11 protein-coding genes and 2 pseudogenes are annotated in these 18,984 nt (G+C 39.9%); all 13 read left to right on the forward strand.

All coding sequences use genetic code 11. The annotated features are described in order from the left end of the window. Positions 1 to 193: 193 nt before the first annotated feature. The 13 genes and pseudogenes from ccdA2 to HT691_RS09110 all read left to right on the forward strand — a co-directional run bounded on the left by ccdA2 (position 194) and on the right by HT691_RS09110 (position 18,929). A complete protein-coding gene (gene ccdA2, locus HT691_RS09055; protein WP_000509841.1) occupies positions 194 to 904 on the forward strand; it encodes a thiol-disulfide oxidoreductase-associated membrane protein CcdA2 in 711 nt (236 codons plus the stop codon). Between the two features lie 19 nt (positions 905 to 923). Next, positions 924 to 1,490, forward strand: coding sequence for a redoxin family protein (locus tag HT691_RS09060; protein WP_000759276.1), 567 nt, complete (start codon positions 924 to 926; stop codon positions 1,488 to 1,490). A gap of 10 nt (positions 1,491 to 1,500) precedes the next feature. Then, positions 1,501 to 2,613: a peptide-methionine (R)-S-oxide reductase MsrB gene (msrB, locus tag HT691_RS09065; RefSeq protein ID WP_050223117.1), complete on the forward strand. Its 1,113-nt coding sequence runs from the start codon at positions 1,501 to 1,503 to the stop codon at positions 2,611 to 2,613. 337 nt (positions 2,614 to 2,950) lie between these two features. Continuing rightward, entirely contained in the window at positions 2,951 to 3,688 is a 738-nt protein-coding gene (locus HT691_RS09070; protein ID WP_000222616.1) for a response regulator transcription factor, read from the forward strand. Beyond that, on the forward strand, positions 3,685 to 5,376 hold the full coding sequence (locus tag HT691_RS09075) for a sensor histidine kinase (protein ID WP_166735847.1): 1,692 nt from the start codon (positions 3,685 to 3,687) through the stop codon (positions 5,374 to 5,376). Before HT691_RS09070 ends, HT691_RS09075 begins: the two co-directional genes overlap by 4 nt. Before the next feature lie 114 nt (positions 5,377 to 5,490). Continuing rightward, the gene (locus HT691_RS09080; protein WP_031222745.1) at positions 5,491 to 6,054 is read left to right on the forward strand and encodes a TIGR01440 family protein; all 564 of its coding nucleotides are present in this window, start codon (positions 5,491 to 5,493) and stop codon (positions 6,052 to 6,054) included. Positions 6,055 to 6,075: 21 nt separating this feature from the next. After that, complete coding sequence (locus tag HT691_RS09085) at positions 6,076 to 13,098, forward strand: ZmpA/ZmpB/ZmpC family metallo-endopeptidase (RefSeq protein WP_172925347.1); 7,023 nt, start codon at positions 6,076 to 6,078, stop codon at positions 13,096 to 13,098. A 73-nt stretch (positions 13,099 to 13,171) separates the two neighbouring features. Beyond that, a complete protein-coding gene (gene pabB, locus HT691_RS09090; protein ID WP_166731504.1) occupies positions 13,172 to 14,893 on the forward strand; it encodes an aminodeoxychorismate synthase component I in 1,722 nt (573 codons plus the stop codon). Then, entirely contained in the window at positions 14,894 to 15,511 is a 618-nt protein-coding gene (locus HT691_RS09095) for an alpha/beta hydrolase (RefSeq protein WP_119920120.1), read from the forward strand. Positions 15,512 to 15,560: 49 nt separating this feature from the next. Beyond that, positions 15,561 to 16,367: pseudogene (locus HT691_RS11545) on the forward strand (N-acetylmuramoyl-L-alanine amidase family protein); the annotation flags it as partial. Between the two features lie 6 nt (positions 16,368 to 16,373). After that, positions 16,374 to 16,928, forward strand: a pseudogene (ldcB, locus tag HT691_RS11550) (LD-carboxypeptidase LdcB/DacB); the annotation flags it as partial. 104 nt (positions 16,929 to 17,032) lie between these two features. Next, the gene (locus HT691_RS09105) at positions 17,033 to 17,992 is read left to right on the forward strand and encodes an ROK family glucokinase (protein ID WP_172925349.1); all 960 of its coding nucleotides are present in this window, start codon (positions 17,033 to 17,035) and stop codon (positions 17,990 to 17,992) included. 97 nt (positions 17,993 to 18,089) lie between these two features. After that, positions 18,090 to 18,929, forward strand: a complete 840-nt coding sequence (locus HT691_RS09110) for a thymidylate synthase (RefSeq protein WP_138699211.1) — start codon at positions 18,090 to 18,092, stop codon at positions 18,927 to 18,929. Positions 18,930 to 18,984: the final 55 nt, after the last annotated feature.

The following is an 18,984-nucleotide window of genomic DNA, read 5'->3' on the forward strand; positions in this document are numbered from 1 at the left end:
AAAGCGCATAGTATCAAGGTTCTATAAAGCCTTGATACTATGCGCTTTTGTGCTTTGACAGTTTTTGTATAGTTTTTGTCCAAGATTTCTAAATCATCTGATTAAATTCCTATTTTTCCCTATCATTGTCCCTGTTTTTTCGAAAATGGAAGGAGTATAATAAATCTATCAATAAAATGATAGGAGGAACTTTATGGGTCATATTTTCTTTTTTCTAAGTGTCTTTTTGGCAGGGATTCTATCCTTCTTTTCTCCTTGTATCTTACCCTTGTTACCAGTCTATGCAGGGGTGTTACTAGATGATAAGGATAGTGCTCAGGCTTCTAGTGGCAAATTTTCCATCTCAGTTGTTAGTTTATTACGAACTCTGGCCTTTATAGCAGGAATTTCCTTTATATTTATTTTGTTGGGCTATGGAGCTGGTTTTTTAGGCGACTTGCTTTATGCTTCTTGGTTTCAATATGTGACGGGTGCGGTTATCATTCTCTTAGGCTTGCACCAGATGGAGATTCTACACTTTAAGGGGCTTTATAAGGAAAAGAGGTTACAACTGCAAGGACAGGGGCAAAATGGTAAGGGCTATAGTCAGGCATTTTTATTGGGCTTGACCTTTAGTTTTGCTTGGACGCCTTGTGTGGGGCCGGTTCTTGGCTCTGTTTTGGCCTTGGCGGCTTCAGGTGGCTCAGGTGCTTGGCAGGGAGCGGGTCTCATGTTGGTGTACACGTTGGGCTTGGCGCTACCATTCTTGCTTCTAGCTCTGACCTCTAGTTATGTTTTGAAACATTTCCGAAAACTTCATCCCTATCTCGGAATCCTCAAAAAAGTGGGTGGTTTTCTCATTATTGTGATGGGACTCTTGGTTCTGTTTGGAAATGCTTCAATTTTAAGTCAATTATTTGAATAAAATGGAAAGGAATATCAATATGAAAAAATGGCAAACATGTGTTCTTGGAGCAGGTTCGCTCCTTTGTTTGACGGCTTGTTCAGGCAAGTCCATGACTAGTGAACACCAAACGAAAGATGAAATGAAGACGGAGCAGACAGCTAGTAAAACAAGCGCAGCTAAAGGGAAAGAGGTGGCTGATTTTGAATTGATGGGAGTAGATGGCAAGACCTACCGCTTGTCTGATTACAAGGGCAAGAAAGTCTATCTCAAATTCTGGGCTTCTTGGTGTTCCATCTGTCTGGCTAGTCTTCCAGATACGGATGAAATTGCTAAAGAAGCTGGCGACGACTATGTGGTCTTGACAGTAGTGTCACCAGGACATAAGGGGGAGCAATCTGAAGCGGACTTTAAGAATTGGTATAAGGGCTTAGATTATAAAAATTTCCCAGTCCTAGTTGACCCATCAGGCAAACTTTTGGAAACTTATGGCGTCCGTTCTTACCCAACTCAAGCCTTTATAGATGGTGAAGGAAAATTGGTCAAAACGCAACCAGGTTTCATGGAAAAAGATGCAATTTTACAAACTTTGAAGGAATTAGCCTAGGAGGTGTCCTATGAATGATAAGTTAAAAATCATCATGTTGCTAGGAGTATTTTTTCTAGCCATAACCGGTTTCTATTTTCTATTGATGAGAAATGCAGGGCAGACAGATGCCTCGCAAATTGAGAAAGCGGCAGTTAGCCAAGGAGGAAAAACAGTGAAAAAAACAGAAGTTAGTAAAGATGCAGATTTGCACGAAATTTATCTAGCTGGTGGTTGTTTCTGGGGAGTTGAGGAGTATTTTTCTCGAGTTCCTGGGGTAACAGATTCCGTTTCAGGCTATGCAAATGGTAGAGGGGAAACAACCAAGTACGAATTGATTAACCAAACAGGTCATGCGGAGACTGTTCATGTCACCTATGATGCTAATCAAATTTCCCTCAAGGAAATCCTGCTTCATTACTTCCGCATTATCAATCCAACTAGCAAAAATAAACAAGGAAATGATGTAGGAACCCAGTACCGTACTGGTGTTTATTACACAGATGACAAGGATTTGGAGGTAATCAACCAAGTCTTTGATGAGGTGGCTAAGAAATACGATCAACCTCTAGCAGTTGAAAAGGAAACCTTGAAGAATTTTGTAGTGGCAGAGGATTACCACCAAGACTATCTCAAGAAAAATCCAAATGGCTACTGCCATATCAATGTCAATCAGGCTGCCTATCCCGTCATTGATGCCAGCAAATATCCCAAACCAAGTGATGAAGAATTGAAAAAGACCCTGTCACCTGAGGAATATGCAGTTACCCAGAAAAATCAAACAGAACGGGCTTTTTCAAACCGCTACTGGGATAAATTTGAATCTGGTATCTATGTGGATGTAGCAACTGGGGAACCTCTTTTTTCATCAAAGGACAAGTTTGAGTCTGGTTGTGGTTGGCCTAGTTTCACCCAACCAATCAGTCCAGATGTTGTGACCTACAAGGAAGATAAGTCCTACAATATGACGCGCATGGAAGTGAGAAGTCGAGTAGGAGATTCTCACCTTGGCCATGTCTTTACGGACGGTCCACAGGACAAGGGCGGCTTACGCTACTGTATCAATAGCCTCTCTATCCGCTTTATTCCCAAAGACCAAATGGAAGAAAAAGGCTATGCTTATTTACTAGATTATGTTGATTAATACTCTTCGAAAATCGCTTCAAACCACGTCAGCGTCGCCTTGCCGTGGGTAGGGTTGAGACTGGGCAAAAACTCAATTTGAGGAGAGAATAAAGCAAATTTTCTAACAATAAAACACATAATATCAAGAATTTTTAACATCTGATACTATGCGTTTTCTAATTTAAAAGACTTTTTGCCCAGTCTCTCTATCCACAATCTCAAAGCGGTACTTTGAGAAACCTGTGGCTAGCTTCCTAGTTTACTTTTTGATTTTCATTGAGTATAAGAAGTCTTTCCTAAGCAGTGAGAGGAGAATTTTGCTATACTGATACTAGTAAGTGGTAAAGGAGAGAAGCATGACCTATACAATCTTAATTGTAGAAGATGAATATCTGGTAAGACAAGGTTTGACTAAACTGGTCAATGTAGCAGCCTACGATATGGAAATCATCGGTCAGGCTGAAAATGGAAGGCAGGCTTGGGAATTGATCCAAAAGCAGGTGCCAGATATCATTTTAACCGATATCAACATGCCTCATCTAAATGGCATCCAGTTGGCCAGTCTGGTACGAGAAACCTATCCTCAGGTTCATTTGGTCTTTTTAACAGGTTACGATGATTTTGATTATGCCTTGTCTGCTGTCAAACTAGGTGTGGACGACTACCTGCTCAAACCCTTTTCTCGTCAGGATATTGAGGAAATGTTGGGGAAAATCAAACAAAAACTAGACAAGGAAGAGAAAGAAGAGCAGTTACAAGATTTATTGACTAATAGGTTTGAAGGAAACATGGCCCAGAAAATCCAGTCTCATCTGGCTGATAGCCAATTTAGTTTAAAGTCTTTAGCCAGTGACTTAGGTTTTAGTCCGACCTATCTGAGTTCCTTGATTAAGAAAGAGTTGGGCTTGCCTTTTCAGGATTATCTGGTGAGAGAACGTGTTAAACAAGCCAAGCTCTTGCTTTTAACTACAGATCTGAAGATTTATGAGATTGCAGAGAAGGTTGGTTTTGAAGATATGAACTATTTTACCCAACGTTTTAAGCAGATTGCAGGTGTGACACCTCGTCAGTTTAAGAAGGGAGAAGACCGATGAAGCGTTCTTCTCTTTTAGTTAGAATGGTTATTTCCATCTTTCTGGTCTTTCTCATTCTCCTAGCTCTGGTTGGAACTTTCTACTATCAATCAAGTTCTTCAGCCATTGAGGCCACCATTGAAGGCAATAGCCAAACGACCATCAGCCAGACTAGCCACTTTATTCAGTCTTATATTAAAAAATTAGAAACCACCTCGACCGGTTTGACCCAGCAGACGGATGTCCTAGCCTATGCTGAGAATCCCAGTCAAGATAAGGTCAAGGGAATCCGAGATCTATTTTTGACCATCTTAAAGGCAGACCAGGACTTGAAAGCAGTGGTTTTGGTGACCAAATCTGGTCAGGTCATTTCTACAGATGACAGTGTTCAGATGAAAACTTCTTCAGATATGATGGCTGAGGATTGGTACCAAAAGGCCATTCATCAGGGAGCCATGCCCGTTTTGACTCCAGCTCGTAAATCAGATAGTCAATGGGTCATTTCTGTCACTCAAGAACTTCTTGATGCAAAGGGGGGCAATCTTGGCGTGCTTCGCTTGGATATTTCCTACGAAACTCTGGAAGCCTATCTCAACCAACTCCAGTTGGGGCAGCAGGGCTTTGCTTTCATTATCAATGAAAACCATGAATTTGTCTACCATCCTCAACACACAGTTTATAGTTCGTCTAGCGAAATGGAGGCCATGAAACCCTATATCGAGACAGGTCAGGGCTATACGCTAGATCACCAATCCTACGTCAGTCAGGAAAAGATTGCAGGAACTGATTGGACGGTGCTTGGCGTGTCTTCGCTGGAGAAGTTAGACCAGGTTCGGAGTCAATTCATGTGGACCTTGCTTGGGGCAAGTGTCACATCTCTTCTTGTCTGTCTCTTCTTGGTTTGGTTAAGTCTCAAACGCTGGATTGCTCCTTTAAGGGACTTGAGAGAAACCATGTTGGAAATTGCTTCTGGTGCTCAAAATCTTCGTGCCAAGGAAGTTGGTGCCTATGAACTGAGAGAAGTAACTCGCCAATTTAATGCCATGTTGGATCAGATTGATCAGTTGATGGTAGCTATTCGTAGCCAGGAAGAAACGACCCGTCAGTACCAACTTCAAGCCCTATCAAGCCAGATTAACCCTCATTTCCTCTATAATACCTTGGATACCATCATCTGGATGGCTGAATTTCAGGATAGTCAGCGAGTGGTTCAGGTGACCAAGTCCTTGGCGACCTATTTCCGCTTGGCACTCAATCAAGGTAAGGACTTGATTTGCCTGTCTGATGAAATCAATCATGTCCGCCAGTATCTCTTTATCCAGAAACAACGCTATGGAGATAAGCTGGAATACGAGATTGCTGAAAATCCTGCCTTTGATAACCTAGTCTTGCCCAAGTTGGTTTTGCAACCTCTGGTGGAAAATGCTCTTTACCATGGCATCAAGGAGAAGGAAGGTCAGGGACATATTAGAGTTTCTGTCCAGAAACAGGATACAGGCTTGGTCATCCGCATTGAGGATGATGGAGTTGGCTTCCAAGATGCTGGTGATAGTAGTCAAAGTCAACTCAAACGTGGGGGAGTTGGTCTTCAAAATGTCGATCAGCGTCTCAAACTTCATTTTGGAGAACATTACCAGATGAAGATTGATTCTGCACCCGACAAAGGAACGACGGTTGAAATATACATAAATAGAATAGAAACTAGTTAACTCCCAGTCAATTCTGGGAGTTTTATGCGTAATTGGGCAAGCTTTCCAGGTCGTCTATCTTGCTAAAAACAAGAAAAAACGGTATGATAGATAGTGACAAAAGAGGTGGCAGAGATGAACGAGACACAGATTCAAAGAGAAACACGTCAGATAGTGAAAGATGTTTTAGAAAAGGCCAATTTGAAACAAGGCTCTATCTTTGTTTTGGGTCTTTCCTCTAGTGAAGTGATAGGTGGTCAGATTGGCAAGGAATCCAGCCAAGAAATTGGCGAAATCATTGTGAAGACCATCCTAGATCTCCTAGAAGAAAAAAGAATTCATCTAGCTGTTCAAGGCTGTGAGCATGTCAATCGGGTTCTCGTCGTTGAACGTCAGGTGGCAGAGCAGTTTGGTCTGGAAATCGTCAGTGTCCTTCCTACTCTCCATGCAGGAGGTTCAGGTCAATTGGCAGCCTTTAAGTTTATGCAAGATCCAGTTGAGGTTGAATTTATCAAGGCTCATGCTGGATTGGATATCGGAGATACTGCAATTGGTATGCATGTCAAGCATGTTCAGGTTCCGATTCGCCCTCTTTTGAGAGAGATTGGTCATGCCCATGTAACGGCGCTGGCTAGTCGTCCAAAATTAATCGGAGGTGCGCGTGCGCACTATCCGCAAGATTCTATCAGAAAGTCGTGAGAATAAATAAAGGAGATGAAAGTGTTTAAAAAAGACCGTTTTTCAATTCGTAAGATTAAGGGAGTTGTAGGTTCTGTATTTCTTGGAAGCCTTTTGATGGCTCCTTCTGTAGTGGACGCAGCCACCTATCACTATGTAGATAAAGAGGTTATTTCACAAGAAGCTAAAGATTTAATCCAGACAGGAAAGCCTGATGGAAATGAACTTGTTTATGGTTTGGTGTATCAAAAAAATCAGCTGCCACAAACAGGGACAGAAGCATCTGTTTTGACAGCTTTTGGTTTGCTGACTGTTGGGAGCTTGCTTTTAATCTACAAGAGAAAGAAAATTGCCAGCGTCTTTCTAGTTGGAGCTATGGGATTGGTAGTCCTTCCTAGTGCAGGAGCTGTAGATCCAGTTGCTACTCTAGCACCGGCTAGTCGAGAGGGTGTTGTTGAAATGGATGGTTATCGTTATGTTGGTTATCTATCAGGTGACATCCTCAAAACGCTTGGCTTGGACACTGTTTTAGAAGAAGACTCAGCTAAACCTGAAGAGGTAACTGTGGTCGAAGTTGAGAATCCCCAAGTAACAACAAATCAGGAGCAAGCTAAGCCAGAAAACCGAGCAGTAGAGACAGAGGAAGCTCCTAAAACAGAAGAAAATCCAAAGGAAGAACCAAAATCGGAGGTAAAACCTACTGACGAAACCCTTCCTAAAGTAGAAGAGGGGAAAGAAGATTCAGCAGAACCAGCACCAGTCAAATCGGAAAGTCAACCATCAGACAAACCAGCTGAGGAATCAAAAGTTGCAACTCCAGTAGAACAACCAAAAGTCCCAGAACAACCCGTGCAACCTACACAACCGGAGCAGCCAAGGATACCAAAAGAATCATCACAACCAGAAGATCCTAAAGAGGATAAGGTATCGGAAGAGACACCGAAACAAGAAGATGCACAGCCAGAAGTAGTAGAAACAAGAGATGAGGCTTCTAATCAACCTGTTGAAGAACTAAAAGTGGAAACGCCTGCTGTAGAAAAACAAACGGAACCAGCTGAGGAACCAAAAGTTGAACAAGCAGGTGAACCAGTCGCGCCAAGTGAAGGCGAAAAGGCACCAGTCGCGCCAGAAAAGCAACCAGAAGCTTCTAAAGAAGAGAAGACTGCGGAAGAAATACCGAAACAAGAAGAACAACCAGTAGAAGCTCAAGTTGAACCAGAAAGTCAACCAACAGAAACTTCACCAGCTGCTCAACCAGCAGAACATCAGAATGAAGAAACAAAAGTAGAACAGCCAGCAGTAGAACATAAAACAACTCCTGAAGAAGGTGTGTTAAATGTAATAGAGGTTAAGTCTGAAGTTATAGTAACTAAAGAGCCTGTGCCTTTTAAGACAGTTGAGCAAGATGATGAGAACCTCGCTAAGGGAAAAACAAGGGTTATTCGAGAAGGTGTTGCTGGCGAACGCACTATTTTAACTGAAGTCACTACTACTGATGGTAGACAGTCCAGTAAAGTACTAGAGGATACAATAACAACCAATCCAGTAGATGAAATAAAGGGTGTTGGTACTAAAGAACCAGTTGATAAAAGTGAGTTAAAGAATCAAATTGATAAAGCTAGTTCAGTTTCTCCTACTGATTATTCTACAGCAAGTTACAATGCTCTTGGATCTGTTTTAGAAGCTGCAAAAGGTGTATATGCTTCTGACTCTGTAAAACAACCTGAAGTAGATAGCGAGACAGCTAAACTTAAAGATGCTATCGACGCTCTTACTGTTGATAAAACAGACTTAAACAAAACTATCGAAGATGCGAAATCAAAAACTAAAGAGCACTACAGTGATGCATCTTGGACAAACCTTCAAAATGTATTAGCCGAAGCTGAAAAAGTTACAAGCAACCCAGCAACAAAACAAAGCGAAGTAAATCACATTGACGAAAAACTTAAAGCTGCTATTGCTGGATTAAATACAGATAAGACTGAACTTGAAAAACAACTGAATCTTGTAAACGAAAAAACTCAAGCTGACCACAGTACTACATCTTGGAACACTCTAGAAGAATCGAAAAATGCCGCTCAAACTGTAAAAGATAAGGCTACCGCTACTCAAGCTCAAATCGACGAAGCTACTAAAAAACTTAAAGCTGCTATTGACGCTCTAAGCGTTGATAAAACAGACTTAAACAAAACTATCTCTGATGCGAAATCAAAAACTAAAGAACACTACAGCGATGCAACTTGGGCAAATCTTCAAACTGTACTAGCTGAAGCTGAAGAAGTTACAAGCAACCCAGCAACCAAACAAAGCGAAGTAAATCACATTGACGAAAAACTGAAAGCGGCTATCACTGATTTAACTACAGATAAGACTGAACTTGAAAAACAACTTGCTGATGCTCAGTCTAAGACTGCTACTGACTACAGTACTGTATCTTGGAGCGCTCTAGAAGAAGCGAAAACTGACGCTCAAGCTGTAAAAGACAACGACAAAGCTACTCAAGCTCAAATCAAGGATGCAACTGAAAAACTTAAAGTTGCTATCGATGCTCTTACTGTTGATAAAACAAAATTACAAGAACAAATAACAAGAGCAGAAACTAAACAAGAAGCTGACTACAGTCCAACAACTTGGAATGACTTCAAAAATGCTGAAATAAAAGCAAAAGAAATCAACAGCCGAACTACTCCTCTTCCTAAACAAAGTGAAATAGATGCGGCTACTCAAGCTCTTCAAGACGCTATTAAAGCTCTTGCTGTAGATAAAACTGCATTACAAACGGCTATTAACACAGCTAACAGCAAACGTAAAGAAGAATACACTACTCAAACATGGAAATCTTTAGAAGACACTCTTACAGCAGCAAAATCTGTAAATGCAGATGATGCTACTACTCAAAGCAAAGTTAATGCAGCTACCGAAAAATTAGAAGAAGCTATCAAAAACTTAGCTCCATTAACTGAAAAACCAGTATTAAAATTTGTAAATACTGATAAGAAAGTATTAGATAAAGAAGTAGTTGCTAAGTATTCTCTAGAGAATCCAACTAAGACAAAAATTAAATCAATCACAGCTACCCTGAAAAAAGATGGACAAGTTGTTAAGACTGTGAATCTAACAGAAAATAATCTAAATGCGTTATTAGACAATGTAGAATACTTCAAAGAGTATACTCTATCTACTACTATGGTTTATGATAGAGGTAATGGTCAAGAAGAAACTGAAACATTAGAAGATAAACAAATACAATTAGACCTTAAAAAAGTTGAAATTAAAAATATTAAAGAAACAAGCTTAATAAGTGTTGACGATGCAGGTGTTGAAACTGACTCAAGTTTACTTTCAGAAAACCCAACGAATGTTGCTTCACTTTACCTACGAGTTACAACTCATGACAACAAAGTTACAAGACTTGCTGTTGACAAGATTGAAGAAGTAGAAAAAGACGGAAAAACTTTATATAAAGTTACTGCCAAAGCACCAGACTTAGTTCAACGTAATGCTGATAACACACTTAGCGAAGAGTATGTTCATTACTTTGAAAAACAAAAAGCAAAAGAAGGTAATGTTTACTACAACTTCAATGAGCTTGTAAAAGATATGCAAGCTAACCCTAGCGGTGAGTTCAAACTTGGTGCAGACTTGAATGCAGCTAATGTACCAACACCAAATAAACAATATGTTCCTGGTAAATTCAGTGGGACTTTAACAAGTGTGGATGGTAAACAATACACAATCCACAATATGGCTCGTCAGTTATTTGATAACATTGAAGGTGGAACAGTTAAAAACATTAATTTAGGTAATGTTAATATTAATATGCCTTGGATTGAAAATATTTCAGCACTATCGCGAGCACTTAAAAATGGTACTGTAGAAAATGTTAAAGTAACAGGTAGCATTCTAGGTAAAGATGGTATTGCTGGTATTGTTAATAAGGGAGACATAGGTGGGCTTCTTAAAAATGTTGCTTTTATTGGTAAACTAACAGGAGTTGGTAATAGACCTTGGGATATCGGTGGTATTGCCGGAGAACTTTGGAGAGGAAATATTAAACACGCATATGTAGATGCTGATATTACCGCAGATAAAGCACGTGTAGGTGGACTTGTTGCTAGAACAGATAACGGTTCTGATCCTAATGGAATTGATAAGTATGCATCTGTTCGCAACGCTGTTACTAAAGGTACTATTAACGTGAAAAATCCTGTTGATGTTGGTGGATTCATTAGTAAAAACTGGACATGGGGGCGTGTTGCTGATACAGTCTCAATGATGAAAGTTAAAAACGGTGAAGAATTCTATGGATCTAGAGATTTAGAAGCAGAAGATGGATACTATACAAGAAACTGGATTGAAAGAAACTACGTTGTTAAAGATGTGAGTGAAGGTTCTCACTCATTTAAGGGTTCTCGTAGTAATCGAATCCAAGAAATCAGCTTGGAAGAAGCAAACAAGAAAATAGAGTCATTCGGAATTACTGCTGATAAATTCGAAATTAAACCTCTTATTGAAGAGAAACTTAACAATACTAAACCAAAAGCTGATACTTATAAAGATACTCAAGATTATGATGCATCTCGTGAACTTGCCTACCGTAATATCGAAAAACTTCAACCGTTCTACAATAAAGAATGGATTGTAAACCAAGGAAATAAGATTCCAACGGGATCAAACCTATTAACTAAAGAAGTATTATCTGTTACAGGTATGAAAGACGGTCGATTTGTAACTGATTTATCTGATGTTGATAAGATTATGATTCACTACGCGGATAGTACAAAAGAAGAAATGGGCGTTACATCTAAGGATTCTAAAGTAGCACAAGTTCGTGAATATAGTATTTCTGGATTAGATGATATTGTCTACACACCAAATATGGTTGATAAAGATAGAACTCAGTTAATTAGTGATATTAAAGCTAAATTGTCATCATTTGATCTAATTTCTCCTGAAGTAAGAGATATTATGGATAAACGTAATAGAGCTGAGGAAAACAGTGAGAATCATAAGAATAATTACATTAAAAATCTGTTCCTTGAAGAAAGTTTTGAAGAGGTTCGAGGAAATCTTGATAAACTTGTTAAAGCTTTAGTGGAAAATGAAGATCATCAGTTAAATAGAGACGATGCTGCTATGAAAGCTCTTCTTAAAAAAGTAGAAGATAATAAAGCTAAGATTATGATGGGTCTTACTTATCTAAATCGCTACTATGGATTCAAATATGATGAAAAGTCTATGAAGGATATTATGATGTTCAAACCGGACTTCTATGGTAAGAATGTTAGTGTCTTGGACTTCTTGATTAGAGTTGGTTCAAGAGAACACAATATTAAAGGTAACAGAACGTTAGAAGCTTATCGTGAAGTAATTGGTGGAACGATTGGTATCGGTGAGTTAAACGGTTTCTTAAACTATAATATGCGTTTATTCACAGAAGAAACTGACATCAATACTTGGTATAAAAAAGCTGTATCGAATACCAACTATATTGTTGAAAAACAATCTTCAAATCCATTATTTGCTGGCAAAAAATATCGTTTGTATGAAAACATTAATAATGGTGAGCATAGTAAATACATCTTACCATTATTGACCACGAAGAAAGCTCATATGTTCTTGATTTCTACGTATAACACATTAGCGTTTAGTTCGTTTGAGAAATATAATAAGAACACAGAAGCAGAACGTGAAGAGTTCAAAAAACAAATTGATTTACGTGCGCAAGAGCAAATCAATTACTTAGACTTCTGGTCTAGACTTGCTGCTGACAATGTACGTGATAGATTGCTCAAATCTGAAAATATGGTTCCATCAGCAATCTGGGATAGTCAAGATGTTTGGGGATATGGTTGGTCAGATCGCATGGGTCACCATAAAAATGGTGATTATGCACCAGTTCGTGAGTTCTATGGACCTACAGGTAAATGGCATGGAAATAATGGTACGGGGGCATACGCATATATCTTTGATAATCCACAAAATTCAGAAGCGGTATACTATATCTTATCGAGCATGATTACAGATTTCGGTACATCTGCGTTTACGCATGAAACGACACACATTAATGACCGTATGGCATATTTAGGTGGATGGCGACACCGTGAAGGTACTGACGTAGAAGCGTTTGCTCAAGGTATGTTGCAATCACCGGCTGTGACAAGTTCAAATGGGGATTATGGTGCATTAGGTCTTAATATGGCTTATGAACGACCAAATGACGGTAAACAATGGTACAATTACAATCCTAGATTGTTAGACAGTCGTGAGAAGATTGACCATTACATGAAGAACTACAATGAAGCGCTTATGATGCTTGACCATTTAGAGGCTGATGCTGTTATCGCTAAAAACCAAGGAACTAACGACAAGTGGTTCAAGAAGATGGACAAAAAATGGCGTGAAAAAGCTGACCGAAATGGATTAGTTGGGCAACCACACCAATGGGACTTGCTTCGTAACTTGAATGACGAAGAGAATAAGAAGAAATTGACAAGTATTGATGACCTTGTAGATGGTAATTATGTAACGAAACATAATATGCCTGATAACAAATACTATCGCGCCGAAGGTTTTGATACGGCATATCAAACAGTAAGTATGATGGCTGGTATTTACGGTGGTAATACAAGTCAAAGTGCTGTTGGTTCTATCTCCTTCAAGCATAACACATTCCGTATGTGGGGTTATTTCGGGTACTTAAATGGTTTCCTAGGTTATGCTTCGAATAAATATAAACAAGAATCTCAAAAAGCGGGACATAAAGGTCTAGGTGATGACTTCATTATCGATAAAGTTTCTGGTGGTAAATTCAAATCACTTGAAGCTTGGAAGAAAGAATGGTATAAAGAAGTATACGATAAAGCTCAGAACGGTTTTGTTGAAATCGAAATCGATGGTGAGAAAATTTCGACTTACGCTAGACTTAAAGAATTATTCAACGAAGCTGTTGAAAAAGATTTGCAAGGGAATAAATTCGACAATACTGTTAGACTTAAAGAAAAAGTTTATAAACAACTTCTTCAAAAATCAGACGGATTCTCAGGAAAACTTTTTAAAGCATAGATTGTATTAAATAGATGAGTAAAAAGGTAGATCAGCTTTGTCTGTATCTGCCTTTTTATGCTATACTTAAGGTATGCATAGAAAAACAGTGATTGATTTTAGGGCTTTGGGGGAGAGATACATCTTTACCCAGCCTATCAAAGAGTTAAAGACAAGAGATTTAGCGGAAGTAACAGCCTTGCTGGGACAAGTGGAAAGCTACCAAGAGCAAGGTTATTATGTGGTGGGCTATGTCAGCTACGAGGCTGCACCTGCTTTTGAGGAAAAATTAGCAGTTCACAAGGATCCCCTACTGGGAGAGTACCTGCTTTACTTTACTGTTCATGATAGCGTAGAAACTTCCCCTATTCCTCTGACTTATGAGGATATTGATTTGCCCTCAAATTGGCAGGAAGTGACGTCTGCAGCAGACTATGAAAAGGCAATTGCCCAAATTCACCATCATTTGCGTCAGGGAGACACCTATCAGGTCAACTACACCGTCCAACTCAAGCAGGACTTAAGTGCCAATCCTTTTGCCATTTACAATCGCATGGTGGTAGAGCAGGAGGCGGGCTACAATGCCTATGTGGAACATGACGATATGGCAGTAATTTCCATGAGCCCAGAGCTCTTTTTTGAGCAAAATGACCGCGAATTGACAACACGACCAATGAAGGGAACGACTCAGCGTGGCATGACTGACAAAGAAGACTTGGAGCAGGCCAGTTGGTTGGAAGAGGACCCTAAAAATCGCTCTGAAAATATGATGATTGTGGACCTCTTGCGCAATGATATGAACCGTATTTCTGAAGTGGGGAGTGAGCATGTGGAGCGTCTGTGCCAAGTGGAACAGTATTCAACTGTTTGGCAGATGACTTCGACCATCAAGAGTCGGTTGCGAGCAGATGTTGACTTGATTACCATTTTTCGCTCTCTCTTTCCTTGTGGATCCATCACAGGAGCTCCGAAAATTGCGACTATGGAGATTATCAAAAATTTAGAGCCTCAACCACGCGGAGTCTACTGTGGAACGATTGGTCTCTTGCTTCCAAATGGACGACGGATTTTCAATGTTGCTATCCGGACTATTCAACTGCATCAAGGGAAAGCCATCTATGGAGTTGGCGGAGGTATTACATGGGATAGCACCTGGCAATCTGAATACCGTGAAGTTCATCAAAAGGCAGCTGTTCTCTATCGTAAACAAGCTCGTTTTCAGCTGATTACGACTGGGAAAATCAGCCAGAAGAACTTGCTGTTTGAGAATCAACATATAGAAAGACTGAGAAAAGCTAGTCGATATTTTGCCTTTCCTTTTGACCCAGAAATTTTGAGACAAAAGATTGAAGAAGAGTGTCAGACTTGTGATGCTAATCAAGATTACCGCTTGCGAATCAGCCTTAGCAAATCTGGAGAGATAGAAGTCAATCGTCAAGTATTAACACCCCTTAGTCCACAGTTCTGCCAGGCTAAACTTTGTCTGCAAGAAGCCAATTTGCAGCAAGCTTTTACCCACTTTAAAACGACTCATAGACCATACTTGAGTTTAGGGGAGCAAGAGATCATTTACTACAATAAGTCAGGAGAACTGCTTGAAACCTCTATCGGAAATCTGGTTTTGAAAATTGCTGGGAAACTCTACACACCGCCTATCCGACTTGGAATCTTGCCAGGAATTTACCGTCAGCATTTGCTGGAAACAGGACAGGTAGAAGAGAAAGTCTTGACCTTGGCAGATTTAATCCAAGCAGAAGCTATTTACGGCTGTAATGCAGTGAGAGGCTTGTATGAACTAAGCCTTGAGGAGAACTAGATGAAATTGATATTTTTGCATGGGTTAGGGCAGTCAGCAGAGTCTTGGAAAGAAGTTCGGAATCTACTGACAGATTATCCTTCTGAGGCTATCGAGTTATTTCCTTCTGGAGTTAGTAACTATCAACAAGCTAAAGAGCGAGTTTATCAGCACCTAGCTCAAGAGACAGAACCTTTTGTTTTGATTGGATTGTCCTTAGGTGCTGCCCTGACACTAGAACTTTCCAGTTACGATTCACCAAATCTTCGAGCTTTGATTCTGTCAGGATGCCCGCTTAAATTAGCAGGGAATATCCTATTTTATCTTCAGTTGCTGATTTTTAAACTACTTCCCAAAAGAGTATTTGAAAAACAGGGAGCAGACAAGACTTTTATAATAGGTATTTCCAAAGAATTGAAGACACTTGACTTAACGGATATAGCAGGGAATTGCCCCTATCCAACCTTACTAATTTGTGGCAGCAAAGATAAACCGAATCTTAGTTCTATGAGAAGTCTTCATAAACTAATATCAGAATCCCAATTTCAGATTATCCCAGATGGCCCTCATGTCTTGAATAAGGAAAAACCAAAGGAGTTTGTAGAAAAGACCAGAAGTTTCCTTGAATTGCTGAAATAAGTTTGATAAAATAATATTGAAATCGATAACATCGTTAGAGGAGAAAGTAATGAACAAACGTCTATTTTTAAAAATGAGTCTGGTGACGTTGTCAATTTTAGCCTTGTTTTCACAACCTGTGTTAGCAGAGGAAAACATTCATTTTTCGAGTTGTAAGGAAGCTTGGGCGAATGGATACGCGGATATTCATGAGGGAGACCCCGGTTATTCTGCCAAGTTATACCGTGATCATGACGGTGTGGCTTGCGAATTGAAAAATGCTCCTAAGGGTGCTTTTAAAGCAAAACAAGCGGCTACAACTCAAACTGATACAACTTCATCCACAGCAAGTGGTTGGGTTAAGCAGGACGGTGCTTGGTACTATTTTGATGGAAATGGAAATCTAGTGAAAAATGCATGGCAGGGAAACTATTACCTGAAAGCTGATGGTAAAATGTCACAGAGTGAATGGATTTATGACTCTTCTTATCAAGCTTGGTATTATTTGAAATCAGATGGTTCTTATGCTTATAGTATATGGCAAGGAAATTACTATTTGAAATCAGATGGTAAGATGGCCAAAAGTGAATGGGTTTATGATGATTCTTATCAAGCTTGGTATTATTTGACATCAGATGGATCTTATGCTTATAGTGCATGGCAAGGAAACTATTATTTGAAATCAGATGGTAAAATGGCTAAAGGTGAATGGGTTTATGACTCTTCTTACCAAACTTGGTATTATTTGACATCAGATGGATCTTATGCTTATAATACATGGCAAGGGAATTATTATCTAAAATCAGATGGTAAAATGGCTGTCAATGAATGGGTTGATGGTGGACGTTATTATGTTGGTGCGACTGGTTTGTGGAAAGCTAATTCAAAAGTAAGCAATAAAGGTTCTTATTATAGCCTTCAAGGAAAGTATGATGAAATCATAGTTGCCAATAAACATTATCCTATGTCTAAAGATTACTATCCAGGTGAAAATGCTACTGCAAAAGCAGCCTTTTTAAAACTGATTGCACAGATGCAGAAGGAAGGATACGCTATTAGCGATAATTATAGTGGCTTTAGAAGTTATGCAACTCAAGCACAATTATATCAAAGTTATGTGAACCAAGAGGGTCAGGCTGCTGCGGATCGTTATTCCGCCCGTCCTGGATATAGCGAACATCAGACAGGACTTGCTTTTGATGTGATTGGCACAGATGGTCAATTAGTTGAAGATGCTGGTGCGGCTCAATGGTTATTGGATTATGCACCAGACTATGGTTTTGTTGTTCGCTATCCCCGTGGAAAAGAGAGTGTCACAGGCTATATGCATGAGGAATGGCATTTACGTTACATTGGAAAAGAAGCAAAAGAGATTGCTGCAAGTGGTTTGACACTGGAGGAATACTATGGATTTGATGGTGGAGATTATCTGGATTAAAAATCTATATTAGCTAAATGCAAACCTTTGCATAAATGACTGAAATTTGTTATACTAGTACTGTAAGCATTTTCAATTACTAGACAATGAAAAAGGAGAGTATGATGAGTCAAAAGATTATTGGGATTGACCTTGGTGGAACTTCTATCAAATTTGCAATCTTAACAACAGCAGGAGAAATCCAAGGAAAATGGTCTATCAAGACTAACATTTTGGATGAGGGAAGTCATATCGTAGATGATATGATTGAGTCTATTCAACACCGTTTGGACTTGCTTGGATTGGTGGCAGCGGATTTCCAAGGTATTGGAATGGGGTCACCAGGTGTGGTTGACCGTGAAAAAGGGACTGTTATCGGTGCCTACAACCTCAACTGGAAAACTCTTCAACCAATTAAAGAAAAGATTGAAAAAGCCTTGGGTATTCCATTCTTCATCGATAATGATGCCAACGTGGCAGCTCTTGGTGAGCGCTGGATGGGTGCTGGAGATAATCAACTAGACGTTGTCTTTATGACACTTGGTACAGGTGTTGGTGGCGGTATCGTCGCAGAAGGCAAATTGCTTCACGGTGTGGCTGGTGCAGCAGGTGAGCTTGGTCACATCACTGTTGACTTTGATCAACCAATCGCATGTACTTGCGGTAAGAAAGGTTGCCTTGAGACAGTTGCTTCAGCAACAGGAATTGTCAACTTGACTCGTCGCTATGCGGATGAATACGAAGGCGATGCAGCCTTGAAACGCTTGATTGATAACGGAGAAGAAGTAACTGCTAAGACTGTCTTTGGTCTCGCAAAAGAAGGAGACGACCTTGCCTTGATCGTTTACCGTAACTTCTCACGTTACTTGGGAATCGCTTGTGCCAACATCGGTTCAATCCTCAACCCATCAACAATCGTCATCGGTGGTGGTGTGTCAGCTGCGGGAGAATTCCTTCTACAAGGTGTTCAAAAAGTCTATGACGAAAATACTTTCCCACAAGTGCGCACATCTACTAAATTGGCTCTTGCAACTCTAGGAAATGACGCTGGGGTTATCGGAGCAGCATCACTTGTATTGCAATAAAATAATAAAAGAGGAAAAATGCTAACCTAGAGTTAGTAATGTTCCTCTTTTATTTTTTATGCTATACTAGTTAGGACAATGAATGAGGTGAAACGAAATGACAAAAGCAGATACGATTTTTAAAGAGAATATTGAACGCATTCTAAAGGAAGGTGTTTTCTCAGAGCAGGCTCGTCCTAAGTACAAGGATGGGACTGTTGCTAATTCCAAGTATGTAACTGGTGCCTTTTCCGAGTACGACTTATCTAAAGGAGAATTTCCTATCACAACCTTGCGTCCCATTGCAATCAAATCCGCCATCAAAGAAGTTCTCTGGATTTACCAAGACCAGTCAAATAGCTTAGAAGTGCTTAATGACAAGTACAATGTTCACTACTGGAATGACTGGGAAGTTGGAGACACGGGAACCATTGGTGAGCGCTATGGTGCTGTTGTTAAGAAACACGACATTATCAATAAGCTTCTCAAACAGTTGGAAACCAATCCTTGGAACCGCCGCAATATTATTTCGCTCTGGGATTACCAAGCTTTCGAAGAAACAGATGGGCTGCTCCCGTGCGCCTTTCAGACCATGTTTGATGTTCGGCGTGTTGATGGGGAAATCTATCTGGATGCGACCTTGACCCAGCGCTCCAATGATATGCTGGTGGCCCACCACATCAACGCTATGCAGTATGTGGCTTTGCAGATGATGATTGCCAAACATTTTGGCTGGAAGGTTGGGAAGTTCTTCTACTTCATCAACAACCTCCATATCTATGACAATCAATTTGAACAAGCAGAGGAATTGCTTCGTCGGGAGCCGTCAAACTGCCAACCTCGTTTGGTCTTGAATGTTCCAGATGGGACCAATTTCTTTGATATTAAAGCAGAGAATTTTGAGTTGGTAGATTATGACCCTGTTAAGCCGCAGTTGAAGTTTGACCTAGCCGTTTAATACTCTTAGAAAATCTCTTCAAACTACGTCAGCGTCGCTTCATCTACAACCTCAA

Origin of the sequence: Streptococcus sp. 477 (assembly GCF_013277295.1) — a bacterium.
Lineage (GTDB): Bacteria > Bacillota > Bacilli > Lactobacillales > Streptococcaceae > Streptococcus > Streptococcus pseudopneumoniae.